At 41.8% G+C, this 26,055-nt stretch carries 25 protein-coding genes and 1 pseudogene; 16 read left to right on the forward strand and 10 right to left on the reverse strand.

The features are described 5' to 3' along the window. Positions 1-113: 113 nt before the first annotated feature. The gene (locus V7K15_RS05860) at positions 114-1,205 is read left to right on the forward strand and encodes a hypothetical protein (protein ID WP_334903853.1); all 1,092 of its coding nucleotides are present in this window, start codon (positions 114-116) and stop codon (positions 1,203-1,205) included. Between the two features lie 101 nt (positions 1,206-1,306). Here the strand turns inward: V7K15_RS05860 and V7K15_RS05865 are convergent, their stop codons facing one another. Further along, complete coding sequence (locus V7K15_RS05865) at positions 1,307-1,486, reverse strand: high light inducible protein (RefSeq protein WP_292828999.1); 180 nt, start codon at positions 1,484-1,486, stop codon at positions 1,307-1,309. A gap of 238 nt (positions 1,487-1,724) precedes the next feature. Between V7K15_RS05865 and V7K15_RS05870 the strand changes: the two genes are divergently transcribed. From V7K15_RS05870 to trpD, 6 genes are all read left to right on the forward strand, one after another. Further along, positions 1,725-2,018, forward strand: a complete 294-nt coding sequence (locus V7K15_RS05870) for a hypothetical protein (protein WP_334903855.1) — start codon at positions 1,725-1,727, stop codon at positions 2,016-2,018. A 660-nt stretch (positions 2,019-2,678) separates the two neighbouring features. Then, on the forward strand, positions 2,679-2,861 hold the full coding sequence (locus V7K15_RS05875; RefSeq protein WP_334903857.1) for a hypothetical protein: 183 nt from the start codon (positions 2,679-2,681) through the stop codon (positions 2,859-2,861). Positions 2,862-3,015: 154 nt separating this feature from the next. Continuing rightward, positions 3,016-3,309 (forward strand): hypothetical protein, encoded by a 294-nt coding sequence (locus V7K15_RS05880; protein ID WP_334903860.1) that lies wholly within the window; start codon positions 3,016-3,018, stop codon positions 3,307-3,309. After that, the gene (locus V7K15_RS05885) at positions 3,310-3,714 is read left to right on the forward strand and encodes a type II toxin-antitoxin system VapC family toxin (protein ID WP_334903862.1); all 405 of its coding nucleotides are present in this window, start codon (positions 3,310-3,312) and stop codon (positions 3,712-3,714) included. It abuts the gene before it with no gap. 15 nt (positions 3,715-3,729) lie between these two features. Beyond that, complete coding sequence (locus tag V7K15_RS05890; RefSeq protein ID WP_334903864.1) at positions 3,730-4,629, forward strand: DNA adenine methylase; 900 nt, start codon at positions 3,730-3,732, stop codon at positions 4,627-4,629. Between the two features lie 75 nt (positions 4,630-4,704). After that, on the forward strand, positions 4,705-5,772 hold the full coding sequence (gene trpD, locus V7K15_RS05895; RefSeq protein ID WP_334903866.1) for an anthranilate phosphoribosyltransferase: 1,068 nt from the start codon (positions 4,705-4,707) through the stop codon (positions 5,770-5,772). On the opposite strand, the gene V7K15_RS05900 is transcribed toward trpD, so the two are convergent. Further along, positions 5,702-6,751 carry a retropepsin-like aspartic protease family protein gene (locus V7K15_RS05900; protein ID WP_334903932.1) on the reverse strand — a complete coding sequence of 350 codons (1,050 nt, stop codon included), beginning with the start codon at positions 6,749-6,751 and terminating at the stop codon, positions 5,702-5,704. The two genes, trpD and V7K15_RS05900, sit on opposite strands and share 71 nt — an antisense overlap. Before the next feature lie 218 nt (positions 6,752-6,969). Here V7K15_RS05900 and carA point away from each other — a divergent pair, with 218 nt between their 5' ends. From carA to V7K15_RS05930, 6 genes are all read left to right on the forward strand, one after another. Then, a complete protein-coding gene (gene carA, locus V7K15_RS05905) occupies positions 6,970-8,139 on the forward strand; it encodes a glutamine-hydrolyzing carbamoyl-phosphate synthase small subunit (RefSeq protein ID WP_334903934.1) in 1,170 nt (389 codons plus the stop codon). A gap of 14 nt (positions 8,140-8,153) precedes the next feature. Continuing rightward, positions 8,154-8,318 (forward strand): hypothetical protein, encoded by a 165-nt coding sequence (locus V7K15_RS05910; RefSeq protein ID WP_334903868.1) that lies wholly within the window; start codon positions 8,154-8,156, stop codon positions 8,316-8,318. 7 nt (positions 8,319-8,325) lie between these two features. Next, positions 8,326-8,691, forward strand: a complete 366-nt coding sequence (locus tag V7K15_RS05915; RefSeq protein ID WP_292801745.1) for an STAS domain-containing protein — start codon at positions 8,326-8,328, stop codon at positions 8,689-8,691. 580 nt (positions 8,692-9,271) lie between these two features. Next, complete coding sequence (locus V7K15_RS05920; RefSeq protein ID WP_334903870.1) at positions 9,272-9,751, forward strand: Mini-ribonuclease 3; 480 nt, start codon at positions 9,272-9,274, stop codon at positions 9,749-9,751. Between the two features lie 92 nt (positions 9,752-9,843). Then, positions 9,844-11,022 carry a 23S rRNA (guanosine(2251)-2'-O)-methyltransferase RlmB gene (rlmB, locus tag V7K15_RS05925; RefSeq protein WP_334903872.1) on the forward strand — a complete coding sequence of 393 codons (1,179 nt, stop codon included), beginning with the start codon at positions 9,844-9,846 and terminating at the stop codon, positions 11,020-11,022. Between the two features lie 86 nt (positions 11,023-11,108). Continuing rightward, entirely contained in the window at positions 11,109-11,411 is a 303-nt protein-coding gene (locus V7K15_RS05930) for a DUF1816 domain-containing protein (RefSeq protein WP_334903937.1), read from the forward strand. A gap of 85 nt (positions 11,412-11,496) precedes the next feature. Here V7K15_RS05930 and V7K15_RS05935 read toward each other — a convergent pair whose 3' ends face one another. From V7K15_RS05935 to V7K15_RS05960, 6 genes are all read right to left on the reverse strand, one after another. After that, positions 11,497-12,348, reverse strand: coding sequence for an alpha/beta fold hydrolase (locus tag V7K15_RS05935; RefSeq protein WP_334903874.1), 852 nt, complete (start codon positions 12,346-12,348; stop codon positions 11,497-11,499). Between the two features lie 85 nt (positions 12,349-12,433). Next, positions 12,434-12,697, reverse strand: a complete 264-nt coding sequence (locus tag V7K15_RS05940; protein ID WP_334903876.1) for a hypothetical protein — start codon at positions 12,695-12,697, stop codon at positions 12,434-12,436. Between the two features lie 48 nt (positions 12,698-12,745). Beyond that, the gene (gene truB / locus V7K15_RS05945; protein WP_334903878.1) at positions 12,746-13,630 is read right to left on the reverse strand and encodes a tRNA pseudouridine(55) synthase TruB; all 885 of its coding nucleotides are present in this window, start codon (positions 13,628-13,630) and stop codon (positions 12,746-12,748) included. Positions 13,631-14,288: 658 nt separating this feature from the next. Further along, positions 14,289-16,694 carry a DUF4214 domain-containing protein gene (locus tag V7K15_RS05950; RefSeq protein WP_334903879.1) on the reverse strand — a complete coding sequence of 802 codons (2,406 nt, stop codon included), beginning with the start codon at positions 16,692-16,694 and terminating at the stop codon, positions 14,289-14,291. A 378-nt stretch (positions 16,695-17,072) separates the two neighbouring features. Further along, complete coding sequence (locus V7K15_RS05955; RefSeq protein ID WP_334903881.1) at positions 17,073-18,860, reverse strand: alpha/beta hydrolase; 1,788 nt, start codon at positions 18,858-18,860, stop codon at positions 17,073-17,075. Positions 18,861-19,373: 513 nt separating this feature from the next. Beyond that, on the reverse strand, positions 19,374-20,297 hold the full coding sequence (locus tag V7K15_RS05960) for a DMT family transporter (protein WP_334903883.1): 924 nt from the start codon (positions 20,295-20,297) through the stop codon (positions 19,374-19,376). A gap of 268 nt (positions 20,298-20,565) precedes the next feature. Here V7K15_RS05960 and V7K15_RS05965 point away from each other — a divergent pair, with 268 nt between their 5' ends. Further along, a complete protein-coding gene (locus V7K15_RS05965) occupies positions 20,566-22,734 on the forward strand; it encodes a cytochrome-c peroxidase (protein WP_442949652.1) in 2,169 nt (722 codons plus the stop codon). An 81-nt stretch (positions 22,735-22,815) separates the two neighbouring features. Here the strand turns inward: V7K15_RS05965 and V7K15_RS05970 are convergent, their stop codons facing one another. After that, positions 22,816-23,994, reverse strand: a complete 1,179-nt coding sequence (locus V7K15_RS05970; protein WP_334903886.1) for a GNAT family N-acetyltransferase — start codon at positions 23,992-23,994, stop codon at positions 22,816-22,818. Positions 23,995-24,088: 94 nt separating this feature from the next. Next, on the reverse strand, positions 24,089-24,478 hold the full coding sequence (locus tag V7K15_RS05975; RefSeq protein WP_334903888.1) for a hypothetical protein: 390 nt from the start codon (positions 24,476-24,478) through the stop codon (positions 24,089-24,091). 325 nt (positions 24,479-24,803) lie between these two features. On the opposite strand from V7K15_RS05975, the gene V7K15_RS05980 reads away from it, so the two are divergent. Both V7K15_RS05980 and V7K15_RS05985 read left to right on the forward strand, forming a co-directional pair. Further along, the gene (locus tag V7K15_RS05980; protein WP_334903889.1) at positions 24,804-25,139 is read left to right on the forward strand and encodes a hypothetical protein; all 336 of its coding nucleotides are present in this window, start codon (positions 24,804-24,806) and stop codon (positions 25,137-25,139) included. Continuing rightward, positions 25,133-25,882: pseudogene (locus V7K15_RS05985) on the forward strand (TonB-dependent receptor domain-containing protein); the annotation flags it as partial. The gene V7K15_RS05980 and the pseudogene V7K15_RS05985, both read left to right, overlap by 7 nt. Between the last annotated feature and the right edge of the window lie 173 nt (positions 25,883-26,055).

A 26,055-nucleotide genomic window follows, 5' to 3' on the forward strand; every position in this document is an offset into this window, starting at 1 on the left:
AAAATTAAGATTTTTAAACGCAAAGGGGCGCGGAGTAAACGCAAAGGGGCGCAGAGGTTTGCAAGTTTAATTCGCTAAGAATCACATACAAGTAATATTTGGAGGTGAGATTCATGCAGCACTTGCGTCAATTATTAGAGATAGAAAACTCAGAGTTAGCCAAATTACTGCGGTTTAGTTTGTATGGATTAAAGGCTACTTTAAATCAGGCTCGCGCAGAATTTCCACTAGATCCAGGAGCCAAGGTATGCGATGATGTGCTGCAAGAACTTCATTGCCTGTTGCAACCTGCACCCCCACAGCAAAATACTGGTTGGGAAGATGCGCCAGATGATTTAAAACTAATTCGCCTCCGAGAAGCTTTCGATTCAGATACAGAACTTAGTTATTATCTGGGTAATTCCCAACTGCAAAGCCAAACAGACTCAGATTTGTGGAATGAAATTCAATGCAAACTGCTGCGGATACCAAAGGATTTGGCTGCATCTTGGCGATCGCGCACTTTGGATATGGCTCAAGAAGTTGGTGCGATCGCAGATAATTCTAATGTCTTTCAACTTCCCTTTATCCGCGATGAAATTATCTACCCCGGTCTGAGTGGTATTATTCAGACTCAGGGATTGAGTTTATCTCAACAAGCACTTTTAAATTATAAAGTTACCCAAGATAATACATCAGATATATTAGCAGGATTCCTATATTTATATCTAAAATTTATTGAAATTGACCCGGATTTACATCATGCTTTAAAAAGCGTTTTTAGTTTCGATGTTATCTCTTTACACTCCAAACCAGAACAGCGACATCAATATATTGATGCTTTAAGCGATCGCTTCCAACGCACCCAAAAAGCTGAGGAAAATACTGATCCTCTATCAATCCTGCGTGCCTGGATTGACATGGACGAAGCGATACATTCCCTAGTATTCGTACCACCAGCTGAACGCTATTCTTGGTGGGGAAAGCTACAACACGAATCACGACGCATCCTGAAACAAGTCACTGATGAGGCAAATAATGCAGGTAATGAAGTGCGAATTCGTCAATTATCGGGACTTTATGCAGATATCTGTGCTTTATCTAAGGATGACTTACAACTAGACTGTGGTGGTATTCCTGGCGAAGTCTTAACTTGTCTTCGGGTATATGCGCGAATTAATCAAGAAGAATCTCCAGGTCGTGTAATATTTCGCTCATCACGCTAGTTGCTGGCAAGTTTTCTAATTCTTGAGATTATGAGGCAAGGCAGATGATTTTGCGATCGCCGCCTTGCCTCATAATCTAATGAAGGTAAAAACGTTTAAATCTAGAGGATGCCCCAGAAGTGTAAAATCCCTTGACCAGAAAAGGCTTCAAGTAGAACGACAGATAAAAAACCAATCATTGCAAAACGGCCGTTCCAGTTTTCGCTCTGAGGAGTGAAGCCCCAGCGCAAAGCATTAGGATCTTCTGGAACCGAAAGCGTAGTCTTTTTAACGTCTGCCATAAATAATACTCCGAGCTTTTATGTTGTTACAGTTATGACTGCCTGTAAAGTAATGTAACAGAATTTTACAAAAATGCAACATAAACTCAATACAAAAATTAGTTAGGGAATATATATTACGTATACGTAATTTTATATTAGCAGGTTTGCCTAATTCTTGCCTGATCATTTATATGGTTTAATAGCCAAAGTTGAGCTAAACTCTGGCAATGACAAATATTAAGAAAAGTTTGAAGATATGGCAGCAGTTCTGCATTTTACAGGATTTCTCAAGGGAGTGACCTATAAAACTTGTTTAAGTGAAAATTTAAGTACGATTAATTTAGATGTATTTGATGTCAACAAAGAAAGGAGTTATGGATTAATAAAGTCACCTACAACTGAAATTGCTTATTCAAAATGGGTATCTCCTAAGAGAACTAGAAGTTATCCATTTGCCAGAATTTACAATACATATAATTCCTCGAAAGTTATAACTATTATCCCGGTGATTAAAGATGAGGGAAAAGATGGTGATATAGATAAAATTTAATACTCTACAATTTCTTGGATGAATTTGCTTAATATCTATATAGTACTTGCTTATTACGAAACAGCAAAAAAAAGTACCAACCAGAAGCATATTAATAAGAATAGATTGGATAATCAGAAATTTGCTAATGATTTTGTTAAATGTCAAATAAGTTAAATATTAGCATATCACCAAAGCGCACTCCATTGGAATAAGAATTTATTTGAAGAAAGATTTACACAAACTTTTGAAAAAGCTCTAGATTCTTATGATTCTATTTCTAATCAAACTGGAGTAATAATTCACTCACGAGAAGGATTAGATAAATATTTACATAAAATCAGAGAAGAGTTCGAAGAATTTAAGAATATTTCTCTTAAAGGTTCTCAGAGTGCTAGTAAGAGAGAAGCGCTGACTTCTCATAAGCTAGAATATTTAGTGGATGGATTAAAAGCAACTTTTAGTATTAAAAACTATCTGGGGGGAATTTACTATTTGACTCCTGATGAGATAATGTTTGAGAATAATATGTATATTATACAAGAGTCAAAAAATACTTAAAAGACATCTTTGCCACAACTCCCTGATATTAAAGATGGTTTATTCAAGCTAATTTTATTTTCTAATTTAGATTCTTTAATACTAAATGGTCAATAAGTATTATTTGTTGCAAAACTAAAGTTGACAGGTAATAACGTTGTTGGTTCTATTGTTTTTCCAGAAGCATCAGCAGAAGAGCTAGAATATTTTTTAGGAGCTAACATTAAAAATTTTAATCCTAATCAAAAAGCAATTATCAAAAAATTAGCTTTAGAAGCTCAAAATAATCAGAAACTTAAAATAGAAGTATCCAGTAATTTTTAGACATTATAATTTTTAATTATGCTCAAAAGCCTGCTCCATTATCCTGGTGGTAGAGTTGAGACAATCGTGGGTTAGGATAAAAAGGTCATGTGTTGTCAAGAAACTAAGCTAATATGACATTCATGCTTACATATAGTAGCTGAGGTATAGTGCGGTGAGTCAGGTTTTAAGCTTGGAATTAAGTGATGAAGTCTACGCGGCATTGCAGCAACAAGCCGAGGTTGCAGGCGTATCTCTTGCAGAATTGGTAGCTACTTCCATAGAACAGAAGTATGGTTCTCTAAGACATGAAAAGTCGCAAACTGAAATAGAGAAAGAAGTCGCTCGTCAACGCTTCCGAAGTCAAGCTGGAAGCATTAACCTCGGTTACGCTACAGGAGCAGATAATGAAAGCATTGATGCTGATTTGCTCAAAGCATATAGTGATATCTCTGAGGAAACAAATTGAGTGCTTCTACTTGATACATCGGGGCTACTTTGCTATGTCCAGAGTGGTAAACCAGAACATCAAAAAGCAGTTGATTTTCTGGATAGTGTTAGTGGAAGTTTAACTCACAGCTATGTTTTAGCAGAGTTTATTGCGCTAGCTCAGGTTCGTCGCTTTCCACGTTCAGTAGCACTAAAATTTATTATTGATTTGTTAGATAATCCAGATATAGAGACGGTGTGGATCAATGAGTTGTTGCATCGAGAAGCTGTTAAACTTCTAATGGTGCGGCAAGACAAGACTTACTCTCTATGTGATGCTGTTAGCTTTGTGTTGATGCGTCAGCGTGGCGTCACCGAGGCACTAACTACCGACCGCCATTTTGAGCAGGAGGGCTTTCGACGTTTATTATTACCCCAAGTGTGACGATTTCTACGAATTATGCTCAAAAGTCCCCTACGATATCCTGGTGGTAAGTCAAAAGCAATCAATCAAATAGTTGAATATTTACCAGAGAGCTTCATTTCGGCTTCGCTCAATGCAAGTTCTGAATTTCGAGAGCCTTTTGTCGGTGGTGGTTCTGTATTCATTTATTTAAGACAAAAGTTTCCTGATCTCAAAATTTGGATTAACGATTTAAACCGTGAACTCTTCTTATTTTGGAAGTATGCTCAATCTGATCTAGCTCAGTTAGTTAAAGAAGTTCGACATATTAAAGTTAAATATACAGATGGCAAATTACTCTTTGCAGAATTGGCTAATGTAGATGTCAATAATTTATCTGACTTAGAAAGAGCCATTCGCTTTTTTGTCCTTAACAGAATTACTTTTTCTGGAACTGTAGAATCAGGTGGCTTTTCTGAAGAAGCTTTTCATAAAAGATTTACTGATTCTTCAATAGAACGACTAGAAAAGTTAGAAGATATTTTGTCAAACAATGTTCAAATTACTAATTTTGATTACAGCCACCTATTAAAATCAGAAGCAGAAGATGTATTTCTATTTTTAGATCCGCCATATTTTAGTGCTAACAAATCAAAGCTATATGGCAAAAGGGGTGACTTGCACACCTCATTTGAACATCAGAGATTTGCTGAACTTTTGCAACAATGTCATCATCACTGGCTAATTACCTACGACAACTCACCGCAAATTCGAGAAAATTTTCAATGGGCTAATATCTCAGAGTGGGAATTACAGTATGGGATGAATAACTATAGACAGAGTGGTGCGGCTAAAGGAAAAGAGTTATTCATTACTAATTACTATTTGGATAAAAAAGCCCAAAATCAGAACCTTGTGAATCCAGCTTTGCAGTTAAGCCTTGATTTTTTAACCTGACTTTGATAGCTTCCAATTTTCCGGTAGGATAACTCCCATAGCTCTCAATATAGCTACAACATACAAACCTTAGCTATGACAACTTCCCCAATCCCTGCTCAAGAATCCTCTGTTAGCTGGTCTATCCTGCTGCAACAATTAATAGATGGCCAATCATTGTCCCGTACTCAAGCTGCTGAATTGATGCAAGGATGGCTCAGTGAAGCGGTTCCCCCAGAGTTATCAGGGGCTATTTTAACAGCGCTGAACTTTAGAGGCATTTCTGCCGACGAGTTGACTGGCATGGCTGAAGTATTACAATCTCAATCTTCCCCACTCAGCGCTCAGAAATCAGCACTTAGCACTGTAATAGATACCTGTGGCACTGGTGGAGATGGTTCATCAACCTTTAATATTTCTACAGCAGTTGCATTTGTTGCTGCTGCTTATGGTGTACCCGTCGCCAAACACGGCAATCGTTCAGCCTCAAGTCTTACCGGAAGTGCAGATGTCTTGGAAGCCTTGGGTGTAAACTTGAATGCCTCTAGTGAAAAGGTGCAAGCAGCACTACAAGAAGTGGGGATCACTTTCTTGTTTGCCCCTGGTTGGCATCCAGCACTCAAGGCGGTTGCCCAATTGCGGCGGACTTTAAAGATCAGAACGGTGTTTAATTTGCTTGGGCCTTTAGTAAATCCCTTGCGTCCAACTGGGCAGGTGGTAGGGTTATATACTCCCAAACTTTTGACAACTGTTGCCCAAGCTTTACAGAATTTGGGCAAGGAAAAGGCGATTGTGCTGCATGGGCGAGAAAAACTTGATGAGGCTGGGTTAGGAGATGAAACTGATTTAGCGGTGTTATCAGATGGAGAAGTGCAGGTAACTACGATTAATCCCCTAGATTTGGATTTAACGCCTGCTACCATAGGTATGCTTCGGGGTGGGGATGTCCAAGAGAATGCGGTGATTCTGAAGGCGGTATTGCAAGGAAAGGGAACTCAGGCACAACAGGACGCAGTAGCGTTAAATGCATCGTTAGCGCTGCAAGTAGCGGGTGTAATATCGTTGCTCGATCACGCCGAGGGGATTAAAATCGCTAAGGATATCCTACAAAGTGGCGCGGCTTGGACAAAGTTGGAGGAGTTAGTTGAGTTTCTGGGGAATTGATTGGCGATCGCAATTGCGGGCGAAACTCTACAATATTACGTTTGATGGTCACATCGTAGTTACCAAAAAAGTCATGTCCTAAAAGTCCAGTTTCAAGTTCCGTACCGGCGATCGCTACTGGTATTTTATTCACTATTACTCCGCCAACTGCCATCGAATTAACATAGCCCACAGGAAATTCTACAGCTCTTGAACTAGCAGTGTTTGCCTTCGCTTTCCCCACTGGCACGATTCCCAAAGCATCGGCCATCTGTTGGGTGATTACAGTGCCACTGGCTCCTGTATCCACAATCATCTCAAATTGTTGCTGGCCATTGAAGGTGACTTCGACAATTGGCGTGCCACCAATCCGCCTTTTAATCGGGGCTGTAAATACTGCTTGATCGGGAATCAGCACTACTGATGAGGGCAAACCTGGCTCTGGTGATAACCGTTTTATTGCTACAGGAGGTAATGAACGTAAGTTAAACTTTGGTGTGGTTGCCATCTGGGGAACAACAACCACTACCCTCTTGGGTGCAGCAACAGGCACAGGGCGAGGATTAGCTTGCTGTTGGGCATATTTAATTTGCCGCCGATATTCAGTAATTTTGGTTTGAGCGATCGCAAATTCGACGCTTTGTCGCCGCACTTTTCGCATCAGCGCGATCGCATCCTGGTACTGACTCACGACCAAATTCCAATCCTCTGGAGATTGAGCAGATTGGCTAATACTCCAAGCGCCAACAGCTTTGTCTCGCCCCATCTCAAAAAGACTTGGTTCACTTTCAGACGGCTCTAGCGGCTGCGCTTTTGGGATAGCTACTGGTGTTACTGATTTGACAGTCGGCTGTACTGATGCTAGATCCCCAATTGGCGTGGGTTGCTCATTGCCACCAGTCACAGTGTTCCGTTTGTCTTCACTACAGGCAACACACAAAACCGCTAGAGCGCTTGATAGAAAAATTAGGGTTGCACGGGATAAAAAAGACTGAAGCATAATTAATTCTAACTGCCCAAGCTTTGCCAAATCCATTCCCGCTACTTTATTTAATTCCCTTTTAATTTTAATTAATTATCCTCAAAATTTACAATTGCTCAAATTGTGGGATAATTAACAATTGCAGTATTGGGGAATGGAAAGTAGGGAATAGGGAAGACTTTTCCCAATGCCCAATGCCCAATGCCCAATGCCCGATCCCCACTCCCCAATCTACTATGCCCCTGACTGACGCAATACCAGCTTTATTTGTCCTGGCAGATGGAACCACTTATCGCGGTTGGTCTTTCGGTGCTACGGGAACCGCGATCGGAGAAGTAGTATTCAACACTGGGATGACGGGCTATCAAGAAGTCCTGACTGACCCTAGTTACTCCGGTCAGATTGTGATTTTTACCTATCCTGAATTAGGCAATACTGGCGTCAATCCTGAAGATGAGGAATCAGATCGGCCTAAAGTGCGGGGTGCGATCGCGCGTAATATTTGTCAGCGACCAAGTAACTGGCGATCGACACAATCCTTACCAGACTACCTTAAACAAAACCAAGTACCAGGGATCTACGGCATCGATACCCGCGCCCTCACCCGCAAAATTCGGATGTTCGGAGCGATGAACGGTGGCATTTCCACAGACATTCTCGATGAAGCGGAATTGCTAGAGCAGGTACAGGCGGCTCCCAACATGGCAGGATTGAATCTGGTTGGTGAAGTCACCACCCCAACGGCTTATGAATGGTCAGATGCCACAATTCCAGCTTGGGAATTCAACTCGGAAGCTGCGGAAAATCTTGGGGAACCTTTTACTGTTGTTGCCCTTGACTTTGGCGTAAAACGTAATATTTTGCGTCGCCTTACAAGTTACGGTTGTCGGGTGATTGTTGTGCCTGCTGATACCTCACCAGAAGAAGTTCTCAACTACAATCCAGATGGTGTGTTTCTTTCTAATGGTCCGGGCGATCCTGCTGCCGTCACCCAAGGGATTGCAACTGCAAAAGCGCTTTTATTAAGTCAAAAACCCATCTTTGGTATTTGTATGGGACACCAAATTTTAGGTCATGCACTAGGAGCAGAAACCTATAAACTCAAATTTGGTCATCGTGGTTTGAATCAGCCTGCTGGCTCACAACAACGGGTAGAAATTACCAGCCAAAACCATAGTTTTGCTATTGCTCCAGATTCTTTACCTACGGCAGTTGTGGAAATCAGCCACCTGAACTTAAACGATCGCACTATTGCCGGGATACGTCACAAATCTCTACCTGTCTTCTCCGTACAGTATCACCCAGAAGCTAGTCCTGGCCCCCACGATGCTGATTACTTGTTTGAGCAATTTGTTCAAGCCATGCGAACAGCACGTCAAGCTGTGGCAGAGGTGAGGTATAAATAAATGGGGAATAGGGCATGGAGAATGGGGTATGGGGCATGGGGAGCAGGCAGCAAGGAGAAGAATTTTCCCCTCTGCCTGTTTTCAATGCCCAATGCCCAATGCCCAATGCCCTATTCCAGCAGATTGTAGACAATTTGCTCAAAAACCATCTATACTTGAGCGTTCACTTTCACTCATGAGGAGGGAATTATTGCTGAACCACTAAATCTAACCGTTAGCCTGAGGGGCACTCGTGAAGTCCGGGATAACTGTCAGCTATTCCGCCTCACAGGTTTGTTAGATGCCTTTTCTGAGCCGACATTTCGCAAGACACTTGGCAGCAAGATTGACGAGGGACCTAAGCACATTATTTTGGATCTCTCACAAATCGACTTTATTGATAGCTCTGGCTTGGGTGCTCTGGTGCAGCTAGCCAAGCAGGCTCAAACTGCTGAGGGCACTTTGCAAATTGTCACGAATGCCCGCGTAACTCAAACGGTCAAGCTTGTTCGTCTAGAGAAGTTTCTCTCCCTGCAAAAATCAGTTGAAGACGCTCTAGAAAACGTCAAGTAGTATTGATTGCTTGAACCGAGAGATCAATTCAGCTATCCAGATTCAACATCGGATAGCTTGATTTTTAAAACTTCTGGCAGGAAACCTCTCTCCTTGTGGGAGAGGCACAAAGCCAGTTTAGCTATTATGTTTAAAGTTGAGCAATAACAAAGATATAGATACCCAGTTCTGCGGTATGGAAAAAGTTGGCTAGAATATTCGGATAAACAATCAAGTCTGAAAAAGTTGTCAGAAATACAAAGCCAGCAGATTTATCTATAGGTTAACTTGACTTGATACTGTATAATTAAAAATTGTCACTTAGTAAGTAAGCATGGCAATGGGATCAAGTAAGAGGGTGAGTTTGATGTCCGAATTTTACATTGTCTTAGGCGCAGACCACAAGAAATAGGCGAAATTTGGTTTATGGGCGTTGACATCAGGGTGATTTAAAATACCAAATCTCAATCAAAAAGAGGAAATTAGTAAGTAGTTATGATAGTATTGATTATACTAAGTATATTATCATGGCATACTTTAAAAAAATCAGTCTTTGCGAAGAATACTTGCCAAATGTAGTCCGTCAAGGAATGATTTATTTGTGAAGTCAGAGGAGGAAGAGCTATCAGATGGACAAGATGAACAGGGCAAACAGAGTTTATCTTGGAATCAAGCACTCTTAGCAACCACAGCCCCATTCCAACAGATTTCCTTCTCCCAAGTGCAAAAAATTTCTCCTAGTGCTTTAGCATATTTGGGGGATGCAATTTATGAGTTGTATGTTAGAATTTTCTATCTAGTGCCATTGCAGCGCTCAGGAATTTACCATCGTCTGGTAGTGGAGCAGGTAAGAGCGGAAACCCAAGCGCTACATTTGCGATCGCTGATTCCTCATCTCAGGGATACCGAATTAGAAATTGTCCGACGGGGTAGAAACGCCGCTACAGGACGCCCTAAGCGACTTAATCCCGAAATTTATCAACAGGCAACTAGTCTAGAAACCTTAATTGGCTACTTATATCTCACCGATTACCAGCGTCTAACCGAACTGTTGCAAATACTTCATGTAGAAAAAGAGTGAGAACTCAATTTCACCATGGCCACAAGAGTAGATTAGGCTCAATAAATTCAGGTAATCGGGATAATCAACCATACGCTATATCCATAACTAAAATGCAGAATAAACCAAGAAAAATCAGAACTTCTAGCGAACCTAATCGTGGACAACCCGTAAAAATTAAAGGTAAGCGTGTTGTTACTAATCCGACTCGCAATCCTAGAAAAATAGATAGCAATCCGATTTCTGTTACTAATCCGACTCGCAATCCCAGAAAAATAGATAGCAATCCGATTTCTGTTGCTAATCCCACTCGCAATCCCAGGAAAATAGATAGCAATCCGATTTCTGTTGCTAATCCGACTCGTAATCCCAGGAAAATAGATAGCAATCCCATTTCTGTTGCTAATCCGACTCGCAATCCCAGGAAAATAGATAGCAACGCGATTTCTGGCAACTACCGAGAACGAAATAGCAACTTATCGCAGCCGTCTGTATCTACAGAATCGACAGAAGATAGCGATCTCATCTACGGTCGTTATCCGGTATTGAGTGCGTTGCAAAATCAGCGCAATCTTAACCGTCTCTGGATTACTACCCGTCTGCGCTACGATCCCAGCTTTCACCATTTTCTGCTGCAAGCCAAGGAAAATGGCACAGTTATTGATGAAGTTGAACCCAAGCGCTTAGACCATATCACCAATGGAGCCAATCATCAAGGTGTGGCGGCACAAATTGCTCCTTACGGCTACATCGAATTGGCGGATTTAATTGAGCAGTCCAAATCTGTAACTGATGCCGTAATTGTCGTGGCTGACGGAATCACTGATCCCCACAACTTGGGAGCAATTATTCGCACTGCCGAAGCCATAGGCGCTCAAGGATTGGTGATTCCTCAAAGAAGGGCATCTGGGATCACTTCCACTGTCATGAAAGTGGCAGCAGGCGCTTTAGAAAGTTTTGCTGTATCTAGAGTTATCAACCTTGGCCGCGCTTTAGAAGAATTAAAAGAAGCTGGTTTTTGGATTTACGGCACGGCTGCAAGTGGGAGCGAACCCGTGCATACAATCAATTTCACTGGCCCAATCGTTTTGGTAATCGGCTCAGAAGGTGAAGGTCTGAGTATGTTAACTCAACGCTCTTGTGATTTCTTAGTATCGATTCCTCTACAAGGTAAGACTCCCAGCCTCAATGCTTCAGTAGCGGCGGGTATGGCGCTTTATGAAATTTATCGCCAGCGATCGCTAAATACGCTGTACTTAGATAAAATACAAAAAATCTCTTTGAAAAAATAACGGTAACAGAGTATAAAGAAATGTAAAAGATAATCAAGTAGCATATCCTTTAAAATCCTGTAGCACTTTATAAATTGGCGAAAACCATGAAAACCATTTGGCATAACCTCAAGGAAGTGTTGATTAACACATTTGACTACCTCGGCTTGGCTTGGTGGGTAGAGATTGTGACGCAGAATCCCCGGTGCACGTATTACTTCGGACCATTTCTAAGTTCTTCTGATGCCAGATTGTCAAGCATTGGATATATAGAAGATTTGGAGATCGAAGGAGCACAGGGAATTGCTGTGCATGTCAAGCGCTGCAAACCTAATACCTTAACAATCGCTGAAGACCTGGGGGAAAGATTTGACCGCAAAGTACAGCCTGCCTTTGGCGGTCAAATGTAAGTTAGGCAAGAGTTAACATAATTCGTAATTTGTAATTTCGAGTTCTAATTACGAATTATCTTCTTGAGAGTCAAAAACTCTGGGATTATTGACTACCAATTACCTGTGGATGTTCTTCCAGCCAATGGTCAATATCATTCAGCACCAGTTGGGGAACTTCCCACGGGAAAAGATGGGCGGTGTTGCGATAGCACTGCCACTGAGAATTTTGGAGATGTTGAGCAGTTTCTAAGCTGGAATCAACCGTAATGTGGCGGTCTTGTTCACCCGCAAGTACTAGACTAGGACATTTTATTTGTTGCAAATCTGGAAGTCGGTTATATCCCGATTCAATTGCACTATAGAGGGCGCGAGTAGCAGCACCAGAGGTTTGCAAATAAGCTGGTACTGCAACACTTGCGATGTAGTTGTAACTGGTAGATGTATGTTGTTGGATTAGGTAGCGGAAAAGCGATCGCTTGCTAAAAGTTTCAATATTCCATTGCCAACCCGGTTTTATATAGTTTAGTAGGCCAGCAACGCCAGTATATAAATTATCTTGCCAAGTGATGGCCGGATGACTGCCACGGGGTTTTGCGGCTGTCGCCACCAAAATCAGCCCAGTAACGCGCTTTGGCAAACGTAATGCCAGTTCCATTGCCAGAATGCCCCCAAGAGACCATCCCAATATTAGGCACTTTTCAATCTCAAAGCGGTCTAGCAGCGCTTCTAAATCAGTCAAATGGTCATTCATATCAAAATTGCCATTGCAGCGACTTTTGCCGTATCCACGTAAATCAGGGGTAAAAGTTTGATAACGTTTTGATAAATGATTGGTAAAGACAGAAAGACTACGACCAGTACCAGGATGACCATGTAAGCCCAAAATGGGGAATCCTTGACCTTGGATGTAGACATTTAGACGTGTAGCAGTAGTATGATTATGGCGATCGCTCATTACCCTTCTCAATTAGACTTAAAAACACAAATTTCCTAAGTTTGATTAATGTAAAAAAACTAACATTTAATGCTTTAAATAGTATTCAGGTAGAGTTAAGTTTTATATCGAAAAAAGCAGAATCAATATCTAAAAGCCAATTTTCATCTACAAATCCCAGATTTTCATCATAGACAAGAACCAACTCACCAATTTTTAGAGCGTTATGACTTGGCTTATCTGTAGCATCAATACCAGAGGCAGTCAAGACAAACTTTAGTTTTAGAAAGGGTTTTTTGTGACTAAAGCAAATAGAACTACTAACTAACTCTATTTCGAGAGTACGAGGCAAAGTGATAATTTTATACATTCTGGAGAAACTCTGTATTCAAATTAAATCCTTCAATTTACCATAGTTTCAAGAAATAGGTTCATAAACCATTTGGGGAATCAACACTTCGTCTTGTAATTGCCCAATACCTAAAAAGCGAGTCTCTTCATCGTAAACTCGCACTATTTCAGAAACATCGAAAGTTAGAGAAATTCGCTGACCTTGACACCATTTTTGAGCAGATGTTGCTGCTAAAGTCACAGATGACAAATGTTGTAAGGCTGCATCAGGTAGAAAAGGTTGGAATGTCTCAGCTTGGAGTTTAGTTTCTAAGTCTGTGAAAGTGAGACTATCTCTTAAATCGAAACCACTGCTTTGGGTGCGGTTCAAAGCCGCAAGAGTGCCACCAGTTTCTAAGATTGCGCCTAAGTCACGAGCGATCGCTCTAATATATGTACCAGAACCACAGGCGATCGCCACATCCAATTCGGGAAAATCTCCTTCTCTCCAGTCTAAAATATCTATCTGAAAAACTTCTACTGTTCGCACTGGAACTTCTACCGTTTTTCCTTGGCGTGCTAAGTCGTAGAGACGTTTACCATCCACTTGGATTGCACTATAACTCGGTGGTATTTGCTCAATCTTGCCTTCAAATTGTGCCAGTGCAGTTTTCACTTCTGCTAAATTCAATCCCGCACAAGGTTGAGAAGTAATGATTTCACCTTCTAAATCATCGGTTGTAGTACGCACACCCAGCCGAATGGTAGCCTTGTAAGCTTTGTTTTCTGGCAGATATTGTAATAATCTTGTAGCTTTACCAAGTGCGATCGGTAACACCCCAGTAGCTGCTGGGTCTAAAGTTCCTGCGTGTCCCACACGTTTGAGGCGCAACAATTTTCGCACCCGCGCCACGCAGTCGTGGGAAGTCCAGCCAAATGGTTTGTTTAAGTTGAGAAAACCTTGAAATAACACAAAATCAATCGTTACAGCTTCTAAATTCTATAAAATACTTATCAATATGATGCTTAAAACATCAATATTCAGCATTTAATACTTTATAAAGCATTAATTTATACGCATTAACCAGGATTAAGAGATACTCTTAGCGTCTTACCGAATAATACACAAAAAACGCAGATAACGCCGAGCATTTTCCGCAAATATCACGATGTAACTTATAAGTTTAAATCTATAAAACTGTAAAAATAGAGAAATATCATAAAAAACTTAATAAAAATGATTATAACCCTTACAGCATGGTCTATTTACTATCAAAGGATAATTAAGAAAAGCCTGAAATAACCTATTTTCGTTAATTCACATCACCATGAATTTATCATAAATGAGTTACGACCAAAAAGATCCCCGACTTCTTCAAGAAGTCGGGGATCTTAGCCTCTCGATAGAGAGCAAATCAAAATAGGATTGCTATAAGCTAAACTCATATCTAGTTTGCATAATTTGAAATTGTACATTTCTTGTGGAGTGGGCGTCTCACCCGCTCAAGATATGCAAGTTAAATATGGAATAGCTGATCATCAAAAAACTAAAATGGTATTAGCATAGGAAGCCAAAAAAAAGGACTAACCGTAATAGTTCAGTCCTTTCTTTTTTCAAACAAGAGTGATGATTAGGAGAATATAAAGTCCCCAGCAGACAGCGTCGTAGTGCCGGCGAGTTTAATCAGTAGATCGCTTTGATTCGGAGAACCTACAGTGGCATCATTACCCAAGATATAGGTATTAGCCCCGAATGTGAAAGAACCAAATTTGCTAGCGCCGATTGCCGTAGCAGCACTTCCAAGTGCGGCGCTCAAGGTGCTTGCACTACCGACGGCTGTCTGTACCGACGACTGACTAATCAAACTACCGCTATTGAATATGCCTCCGCTGAGTTCGATTTTATCTGTTCCTGGCGTGAAAGAATTAACGGTATCATAGGTATAGGTATCGGTAACAGGCGGCGTTAAGCTTCCTGCATTGGAACCTGCGATCGAGAAAACGAAGGTGTCAGTACCAGCACCACCTGTTAATACGTCTATACCAGAAGCACCTACTAATCTATTAGTAGTACCAGCACCACCACCTGTTAAGATGTCATTACCATCACCACCTATTAATGTGTTAGTACCACCAGTACCACTACCAGTAGCGGTTAAAGCCCCTTTGAAACCAGTAGCGTCAATGTTTACATTGCTGGTGGGCGGTGTAATTGTGAGGGCGCTGTCACCTGTCACTTTGATCGCCACAGTACTAGTAGTCGCAGTGCCGAGACCAGTGCCTAGTGTGATCGAATTACTAGCAGTTGTAGCATCCTTCTTCTTAGATTCTATGTTGAGGGTAGTAACGCCAGTTAAGTTTAAAGCGCTGATTGTCGCAGTATCTTGAAGTGCGATATTAGCAGCACCAGTACCGGTGAGAGCGAATATACTAGCTGGAGAACCTGTTACAGTAGACCCACTACCTGCCAAGGTAAAGGTATTGGTTGCAGTCGCCCCAGTAACTGCGATATTACCTGCTGCCGTTAGTGTGAATATATCATTAGCAGGAAGCTTACTGGCATCGACTGTTATACCAGTACCTGATAAGTTCAGGACTTCAAAATTATTGACAGCGTTGATAGCTGTATATGGGACGGTGGAAGCAGCAGTTAAACCCGTAAGTATTAATGTATCCGTTGTGCCAGCACCACCGTCAAGCTTATCGCTGGCGTCGAAATCGGTTAATGCAGAGCTAAAGGTATCATTTCCACTACCACCCGTGAAGGTAGCATTCACAGTACCAACTGCCACCTTAACACCGCCTGTGTTGGCGCTGGCATCAATCGTTGCTACTGTCGTCGGGGTAGTACTACCTAAATCTAGTGTGCCGGCACCGGTAATTTTCAGGGTTGTCGTCGCCGCTGGTAGTGTCAATGTCGGAATCGAATTCTTCCCTAAACCATCAGTGGCAATGTTAAGGGTAGTGAGTGCAGCGTTGATAGTGCCTGTCTTTAGATCAGCCGTAGTCACTGCGGCATCCTTAATGGACAAGTTTGCACTGGTGGTCGTAGAACCAAAATCAGCCGTGAGCGTCGTGACAGTTGTGGTAGGGGTGGCACCGGCGGTAAGGGTGGTACCTTCAACACCAAGGCTAATACCACTAAGTCCCTTGGCGGTAAAAGCGGCTAGAGTGGGACTAGAGAGACCTTTAATCGTGACTTGTTGAAGACCTGTAGTTTTGCCAGTGAAGTCAATTGTGGTACCACTAGTAGGACTTAAAAGTTCTACTTTTTCAACATTTGATAGAGTTGGCACAGCAGCAGTACCATTAGCACCACTGTATTGGAAGGTATCTATGCCTGCACCACCATCTATCTTGTCAGTGCCTTGGACTAAATCTGTTGCTGATGTACCAGTGTTAGCGCCTGCGATCGTGTCATTATTCGCTGTACCTATTAAGTTGTCAAATAGGGAGGTAGTCAGAGCAGTGGTTGTACCGGTTGTCGCTGCTGATGCGTAACTAGCGATCTTTGTATCAACCGCCGTATTACCTGCTGTAAGTGATGTTGGGTCAGAGGTAATCGAATTGAGAATAGTTGTTGAATCTGTAAATGTCTGCGGGGGGGCTGAGATAATATTATTATTGAGCAGTCCATTGGTAAACCGCGAGGCAATGGTAATCTTATTTTGCAAAGCTGTTATGTCTGCACCCCCAGCACTTTGGATTAATGTAAGGATAAAGGTCGAAGCTTGACCCGATCCTTGAGTCTTCAACTGATCAACCCAATAGTCCAATCCTGCCTGCTCTGCCTGCCGACCGAAAGCATTGACGTAGATTGAGTTGACGAATGCAGTCGGATCGGAGATATTAGGAAAGGCTAGGTAAGTATATTTATTTTTGGTCTCTTGTGCACTACCAAAAGTATCGGCTATGGTTTCGAGCGATACGTTTTGATTGCCTTGTCCTACCCAATAATTCAGACCAAAGAGATCAGGGGCACGATCAAAGTAGCTCACATAAAGCTTAGTAATTAAATCCCTGGTTGCTGTAGTCATAAGTTCTATTTCACTCTTTATTAACTTCAAGACTGTTTTTAGTTTTAGCTAGTTCACTTTTTGAATAGCTAGTTGATAGTTTGCCAAACTAAAGGATAAAATCATCCAGTGGTTATACTGAACTGTTTTGCCAGAGAGTTTTTATAATTAAGTAGTTTTACGGTTGATTTTATAATAGAAGTAGTTGAACGGTTGATTTTAGAACACAAGATTTGATTTTTGTGAAACTAATCGAGTAGATATTCTGTATTCTCCGCTTCTAGTTACAGTGGAAGCAGCAGCCCTGTGATTAGGCTAATAAAAAGACCTCTCCCTGGTTAGGCTACGCAAAACCTGTCCCTCTCCGATGCGGAGAGGGACGGGGGTAAACTTTTAGACTTAAATAAAAATCGTTACATGTAGCATTGCAACGCCGACATCCAACATCCAAAATCCAAAGTTGAGTATGGAGTTAGGGGCATTTTTTTGATAATATTGAGCTTTGTGGCGATCGCTAGCAAGTGCTTGTGCTAATTCGGTCTTACTCAGCGACTGGACGAGACTCAATCCCAGAGATTTACTAGAAATGCTTTGGGTGTAAGCGGCGTTGAGGTAAGAGACGTATTTTGGTCTTCCGGCGACGTAAGTTTGGAAGAAAGGTAAACTCAAAACGTTCATGTAACGACGCGCTTGAGAAGCATCGCCAATCATATCCGCAGGTAATGCTACTTGCTGATTTCCAGGGTTGCCATTGCCAATGGTGGAGAAGTGGGTAGCACCTAGAAGCATGACGAGATACTTTTGTGAGTTCGCAAACCAGGAAAAAGGTAGAATTTGCTCGGATAAAGCTGGTGCTACTGTATCATCACTACTGCCAACGATCATCACCGGAGTTTGAATTTGACTTAAGCCCGCTTTGCCGAAAATAGAACTAGTAATGGGATTAACTGCGATCGCGGCTTTCACTCTCTCATCCCGCAGGTTATAATCCTTACCAGACTTGCTGATGCTCAATTCCAAAGCGCGACACTGGAGCAGTAAAGACATATTCCAGGTATTTTGTAGTGCTGCTGGTTGACAATCTTGTTTTAGTTGCTCAAAGTTGATTTTAGCACCTGCCAAGGCCAAGGCTGTGTAGCCTCCTAAAGATTGACCAAATACTCCGACTTGTTGCAGATTTAACCGCTTTTTAAAGCGTGAATCAGATTGATTAGCTTTTTCCAATTGATTCAATATATATGTTACATCCAAAGGTCGGTCTTTAAATTCACTTGGTTCTGCTATTTCAATGGCGTGTCCATTTAGCAGAGAACGCAATTGTTTAGCATCACTACCAGGATGATTGGGAACGACGACGGCAAATCCGTAGGAAGCTAGATGAGTGGCTAAATATTGAAAGTTGCTGCTGTCTAAACCCAAGCCGTGAGAAATCACAATTACGGGTGCAGCATTCTGGACTTTGGGAATATAAACATCAGTTAATAAAAGCCGATTGCGCGTTGAGTCGAAAAAATTCAGGGTGTATTTTTGCGACTTCAACTTTCCCGGAACCTGTAAATCGGGCAATTGTGATAAATTTGGTTGTGAAATCGTAGCAGCTTCTATTTTAGACTTTTGCGAAACTGCTGCGATCGCCCGATGGGTTTGGTTAACAAGTTTCTCCAATTCTGTAGCTATTTCCAAAGTCCCTGCTACATCAAGGCGAATGCTGCTGGCGGGATATTTACGTAACACATTCAAAAGTGTCAAGCCGGATGATTCCGCAGAGGCTAAAATTAGCGCCGAACGCAAAGCCCCAAATTCTGGTTTTGGCTGAGAAGATTTGACTGTAATCACTTGCGCCAAACGATGCAACAAAAATTCTCCTTGCGGTGTGTAGAGAAGTTGCGAAACTACTACCGGACTAACTTTCACACGATTGAGTAAAATCCGCCGCAATTCTTGAAGCTGTTGTAGAGGCAAATATTGCTGATACGCTGCCAAGTCTTCGTTAATTACACCTGTTTTGGCGTAGTTTTCTAAAGTGCTGACTGAAATCGAAAGCTCTAAAGCTGAATAAGATGCATAAATCCGCTCTGCTGCCAAGACAGAATTACTCATTCCAAATGTTGGCAGCACCATTGAAAGAACCAGCAATAGGGAGTTTTTTCTGAGGCTGCTGGCCCAATTACCAAACAAACTATTCATCGCTCAACTGTTTCGGTGGTCTGGTTTGATCAGGTGTTGGCTTTGGTAGTTATTCGGGCACCCTGTTTGGTTTACTTAAAGTTATTAGCCTCAATTTTATCAAAACAGAATTTAGGAGTCAGAAGTTATAATTCACGATAAATTATATATGACTTGGGGATGTAGCTGGCTTTAGATCAGAGTTAGAAATGGCTTGCCAATTCCTACCAAGTCATAGATTTTGTAGTCAAAACAAGTAGTTTTTCCCAATCCCCCAGTAATTAATTCTGACTCCTGAATTCTGATTTCTTCTTCAAGGATTTTTCTTGGCTATAAGCTCAAAAATTAAAGACTACGGAGTTACACAGATGGGTAAAGTATCCATCTTGCAAGAGGCTAACTCCAGTAGTTTGCCTTCACTATCAAATCATAACAAATAAAAAATACTCTGCCTCAGTATTTATATTGTAGCTTTGAATATCACACAAATTCACTAGATGAAAAACCCAGTAAAAATCCTGAAAATCATTTCGATTAATTAGCTTTCCCCAAGGCGATCGCTACTGAACCTGTGACGACTAAACCCGCTCCTAACATTGCTGTGAAACTCAAGTGTTCTGGTGATATCAAAGAAGGTGCAATAACTGATAAAACTGCAAGTAATATTAATGTCACAATCGGAGCTAAAGCTAATACTGCACTCACTCGTGATGCTTCCCAATGTTCTAATGATTCGGCAAAAGCACCGTAAGCAATTAAAGTATTCAAAGCGCAAAAAATCAACATTCCTAAATGTAAATAATCAAGTATAAAAAGTGATTTTACTCTGGCTATAGGAGTGAATAATAAAGCACAGCCCCCATAAATAATCAACATGATGCTAGAGGAAGATAAAGATTGTAATAACTGCTTTTGTGCCAAAGCATAAATAGCCCATGCTGCTGCTGCTAGGACAATCAGGACAGTACCTAGTATATATGTGCTATGCGCTGTAATTAAATTTGTTAGTTGTTCACGAAAAAATAAAAGATAACCGCAAGTCATTATACTTACACCAATCCATTGATACAGCCGGTAACGTTCTTTAAAAATCACTAACCCTCCCAAACCTAATAAAAGGGTACATAATTGAATGAGAACTTGAGCGTTAGCAGGCGATGTTAGTGCTAAACCTTGCATGAACAGAAAGTAATTAATCCCTAATAAGAGTGTAGCGATCGCTAATAACTTCCAAGAAGCAGAACGCAATTGTTCTAACTTTGGTAATTTACCACGTATTCCTAAATACATAGCAAGCAGTAAAAAAGATACCAAAAAGCGAAACCAAATGACGGTATAGACATCAACTGCTTCAAGAGTCACCGTCAGAGCAATAGGTAAAATTCCCCATAATAAGACCGTCAATAGCGACAAGGCTAGCCCTAAGCGCCACTGGCCAGAACTTTGATGTAGTGACATTCAAATATCCTACTCAAAGTAGGGCTGATCATAAGCTAAGATATATCTAAATTTTATAAAACTCTTGTGTATTAAGCATCTTAACACCCTAGTTAATGCCAGCTAAATGTAAAATAGCTTACCTACCCTCCGGAATTTATTTGTAGTCTATGGCGTTTTTTGTTTACATAAAATTCGTAAATTGCGTAATTACTTTACATGAATAATAAATTTAAAACTTGTTCATAAATGTATAATCTTTTCCAATGTTATTTTATCACAAAAAACTATGGGGATCATACCCATAATAAGCTTAGTAGTCTTTATTACTGGCTTATCAACTTACTTGCTACTGACCTCAAAAGGTCGATTTTTGCTCAAATCTTTGGTGACAAAAATAAAGCACCAAGGGTGGAGATTCAGAACTGGCCAGCTTAACTACCTGAGATCAAGATTTTCAAAGACTATAACAATTGCTGCCATTATTATGGTTGCAGTAATAGCTGGAAATACTGTATCGGCGCAGGTTACGGCATCGCCTCCAGTTTCGCTCAAGAGCGTATCAGTTCCAGAGCCTGACAATCTTGGAGACTTCGTAAAAGATAAAGTAGCTGCAATCAAGTTAGGAAAGACTCTTTTTTGGGATATGCAGGTTGGGAGCGACGGACAGACTTCCTGTGCTAGTTGTCACTTCCATGCTGGAGCCGACAATAGATCCAAAAATCAGATTAATCCTGGGCTTTTGCGGGTCAACGCCGATGGTACACCGAATCCAGATACAGCTTTTGATGTAGGTGGCGCACCAAACTACCAGCTCAAGCCGGGAGATTTTCCTTTCCACAAGCTGTCGAACCCCAATGATCCTACGACTCTTGTATCTGACCGTAACGATGTTAGCTCATCTCAAGGAGCCTTCAATACGAAGTTTGTTAATGTCACACCTGGTACTGCGGAAGACCAAGTAACAAACGAACCTGATCCGGTGTTTAATGTCAAAGGTACGAATGTACGCCGTGTCCAGTCGCGTAACACGCCAACTGTAATTAATGCAGCATTCAACTTCCGCAACTTCTGGGACGGAAGGGCGCAAAACATCTTTAATGGGGTGAATCCCTTCGGTTTAAGAGATCCTAACGCCTTTATTGTCAAAGCACAAAACCCCAAGCAGCTCGAATTTGTCAAAATCAGTCTGAATAATTCGTCTTTGGCTTCTCAGGCGGTCGGACCGCCACTCAGTTCTAGCGAGTTGTCCGCCGATGGTCGCACTTTTCAAAAAATTGGTGATAAGTTCGGGCGAATTGGCAGAATATCTCTGAGCGATCTGCTGCAAGGTCTTCTGTCAATTAACGGTACAAGCCTCCCGCGAGACCTGGCACAAAAGTTATCTCGCCTCCAACCGCTAGCCAAACAGGTTGTGCATCCACAAGATAGCGTTTTAGGTGCAGACAGTAAATGGCCTAAACCCGGACTGAACTATAGCAGCTACAATCAGCTGATTCAAGATGCCTTTAAGCCGGAGTGGTGGGACTCTAAGCTACTGATCCAAGTTGATGCTGAAGGTAGACGGACTTTTGTCAAGCACCCTGATTACTCTTCCAAAACCCAAGAGTACAGGCTGTTGGACTATAACTTCTCGCTCTTCTTCGGGCTGGCGATTCAGTTGTACGAGGCTACACTCATTGCTAACGATACACCCTACGATCGCTTCTTGGAAGGAAACACCAACGCCCTCACCGTGCAGCAGCAACAAGGGAAGAAACTATTCGAGGGCAAGGGGTGCATCGGTTGCCATAGTGGGTTGGAATTAACAGGTGCTTCGGTGAGCAACGTGGCTAAAACCGGACGAATCGGACGCGTGCCGTTCGGTGCAAAAGCCCCTGAAGACACTGGTTTCTTCAAGATTGGCGTCAGACCTGCCACGGACGATGCCGGTTTGGGTGGTAATGACCCTTTATCTGTTAACGGCCAAGGTAATCCACTCTCCGAGGCACGGTTGGCTCAACTGGGGAAATTTAAGAGTCTTCTAGGCCAAGACCCCCCTATCCTTACTCCACCGTTGAATTCAAGTGAGAGCGTAGTTGCAGATGGAGCCTTTAAAGCACCTGGGCTTCGCAATGTGGAACTCACTGCTCCCTACTTTCACAACGGAGGTCAGGCGACTCTAGAGCAAGTGGTTGATTTTTACAGTCGCGGTGGTGACTTTGGAGGTCTTCCAATATTGAATTTGTCACCAGTGGAAAAACAGCAATTGGTCGCCTTTTTAAAAGGACTCACCGATGAGCGAGTTCTCCATGACAAAGCGCCCTTTGATCATCCGCAACTGTTTGTTCCTAATGGACATCCGGGTAACTCTAGCTCTGTTACCAATGATGGTACTGGCAACGCTACAGATAGCCTACTGGAAATTCCTGCCGTTGGTAGGAATGGTGGTACTGGCACTCCAAATTTCCTGAACTAACTAGCAATTTGAGTTAGTAACTCAGGTGTGGGGAGATAAGGGAGATGAGGAAAACTTTTAACTCCTAACTCCCCACTCCCCTTAAAAGAAATCAGCCATCCAAGGAGAGCTACCTGCAAAGATTTGCGTAGCTGCTAAGATAGCTGTTTCTGTACCATGCAGTTTTCCCACTTGTTGCAAATAGTAGGGGGTGAACAAACTTGTATACAATGGTGTCAATTCCCGGATATCTAGCTGCAACTCACCCTTTCCGCCTTTTGTGACTTCACCGCGTCCATTGGCGACAGAAAGGATAAATTTACCATTATTTCCAGTTAGCAAATTATCTTGAATTTCTAAGTGCAGTTCAGCTTCGATTCCCGGTGGATAACCCCGCGCCTCTAGCGCCTTGACTACATCTATTACCCGCAGCAGCCAACGACTCTCACGCCATATCTTGGCAGTTTGCTCTGGTAGTAGCAATGTCAGGGAATCAATCGCAGAACTCTTCCATCGTACTTGGTGAATTTGAAAGCGATGATTTGCTAGAAAAGACCAGAAAGTTTGTGCAGCAGCAAGTGTGCGGAGTACCCAATCTTTCACCCAGAGGATTTCACCATCCTCTGTTCGCTCTTGAGTGAAGATAATGTAACCTTGGGGTTGGTCTTTAGTACCAATAAAATAGGCATAAACTATTTCTTTCTCATCTGGTTGGATTAAGCGCTCCCAGATTGCAGGATGTCGGTCTAAATATCCAGGCGTTTGTCTCGCCTGCTGCTGATATAGTTCATGAAAGACTTGATGATTAATCGGAACTACCGGTTCCAAAGGTAGAGGTTGCTCCCGCACTTGGATATTCCTGGTAGCAACTTCCCAAATACACCAGCTACCCCCCTGTTCGTACCCAAGTTTTCGGTACAGGCTTTGAATGGCTGGATAAAGAGCGGAAATTGCTACGCCCCTAGCATAAAGTTCTTTGAGGGTGTGCTGCATGAGAGCGATCGCAGCTCCCGAACCACGATATTCTGGAGCAATACCTACTACGGCAATTCCTGTCATTGGTACACGCACACCACCCCACCACTGACCCATATCCAGAGTTGCCAATCCACCAGCTACTTGCTGCAATTTATGGATTATGCGGAAATTTTCTACGCCAATCAGATTGATGTAAACTTCCTCGCCACCAAGTCCGCTGATAAAACATTGCTCAAGGATATACCCAAGCTGTTGAATATCCTGTGGATGGGCAAGAGTGCTGTATTCAAATTGAGGCATCATCTCTTATACCATTGGTAGTGCAAAACCACCATCATACTATTGCAGCCCTTGCAATTGCTTTATTCCGCTTCGCCATTCACTTAACTGATAACTGTTAAAATCTTATTCCCAGTTGCCCGTTAAAGCCACGAATAGAATTGTAACCAGCACCAACAAAAACGTTATCAGTCGCACGTACCTGAACGCCACCTGAAACTGCAACACCTTTATCTTCTGAATAAAGTCCAACTCCTACATAGGGTGAAATGACAGGTAAGCTGATAAATTTCAAAACATCTACTCCCGTAGCACCATCAGGGCCAGCTCCTAGCTCAACCCCAAAATTAAAAGCCCTAGCTCCGACTGCATAAGTTATATCACCATCTTTTCCACCGACTGAAACCCAAGGTTGCGGTATGAGTTGAGCGGAGACTTTACTTGGGGCAAATAAAGCTAACAAACCGATGGATGTAATTAATGTTTTAGTAATAATCGCTATTTTCACGTTGTTCTCCTATACTAAGTACTGCATCTTAATTGTTTTCTCACAGCTACCCCGGCTTCAACTAGAGTTTGTCCATGATGGCTAATTGTGACGGATTAAACCTCATTGAGTGCCCGATGAGTGCAAGCATTATTTTGCGAATGTAATATTAATTACAGCAGTTTTCATGTATTTGAACCACATCTGTTGTAGGTTTAACCCATAGTGAATTTACCAACAGTCTCATCTGAACTGTGGAAATATGACAGCGTGTCTTTTGACATGATTTTACTATTAGAGCAACAATCCTACTTAGTGACTATTTTTACTTGCTGTGAAAGAGAACGTGAAAAAGAATTTTTTGTTGCTAAAAGTTGCTTTACCGAGTTTATTGATATCGTTTCCTAGCTTTGCTGCTGAGAGTGAAATTAAGCAGATAAATACTGATAAATCAACCGAAGTCATTTTAGCTATTCCGAGTTTGAGTGAAATCGAGCTCCCCACTACTAATGTCGAATTATTAACTCAACAATTTAGACCGAGTGAAATTAACCCAGAGAATCAGCCAGAAACAGAGCAAACTCCGAGCGATGATCCAGACATTTCCATAGAAGCGATCGCAGAACCAGATAACCTACCTGAGTCTACTCCAACTTACGTAATTGATCAAGAAGAGGGCTAAGGCAAAGCTTTGACAGCCAGTTTGGAAATTATTTCAACCCTAGTGTTGGGTTACGTTATGCCGTCACACCAATAGTAGCAGTGCGCGGAAGTTGGGCAGGGGGACAACGCAATCCTGGGTTAGATCAGTTGTATATTTATGATACAGTTCATGGTTGGGACCCTAATCCTGATTTAAGACCGGAAACTGGCTCTACTTGGAGTGCGGGAGTAGATGTCAATTTTTCAGAAAACCTGATTGGACAGTTTACTTACTTTGGTAGTAGTATAGGCGATCGCTTGGGAGTTATCGCCGGAAAATGGGCAAACATTGGGCTAGTAGATACCAATGGTTTAGAGGCAGCTTTGCAATTAAAAATTGCGGCTAGCTGGTCAACTTTCCTCAACTATACTTATACAGAGTCCCAAATAAAAACAGGCTCAGAAAAAGGTTTACAGTTAGGTTTGATTCCCTATTCTGTACTTCAAACTGGTGTGGGTTATCAAAATACAGGTTGGCAAGCTAACTTATATGTTACTTATAATAGTGGCGCTCGTAGATCCATCTTTGCTAACCCTGGTGACAAGAGTACAGACTTTGCGCCATCTTTTGTGAATTTAGATTTGAGCGGTCGTATACCTCTAACTAGCAATTTAGGACTAACAGTATATTTAGAAAATTTACTCGGTGAGCAATATGAACGAGTTAATCGCATATATAGCCCTGGATTCACTTTTCGTCTGGGTTTAAGCGCCAATTTTTAGGTATTAAATGTAGAGATTTTGTGATTGCAAAGTCTCTACATTATTGGGATAAATAGTATTATTTGAGATTCTTGAAACAGTTTTTTGGTAAAGACGATGCACCACCATACAAGATGGTGCGTTAGGCTTTAGCCGTAATCCGCCCTACTTAAGATTTACTTTTAATCTAAAAT

It is taken from the genome of Nostoc sp. (assembly GCF_036919815.1).
In the GTDB taxonomy this organism is placed as follows: Bacteria; Cyanobacteriota; Cyanobacteriia; order Cyanobacteriales; family Nostocaceae; genus Nostoc.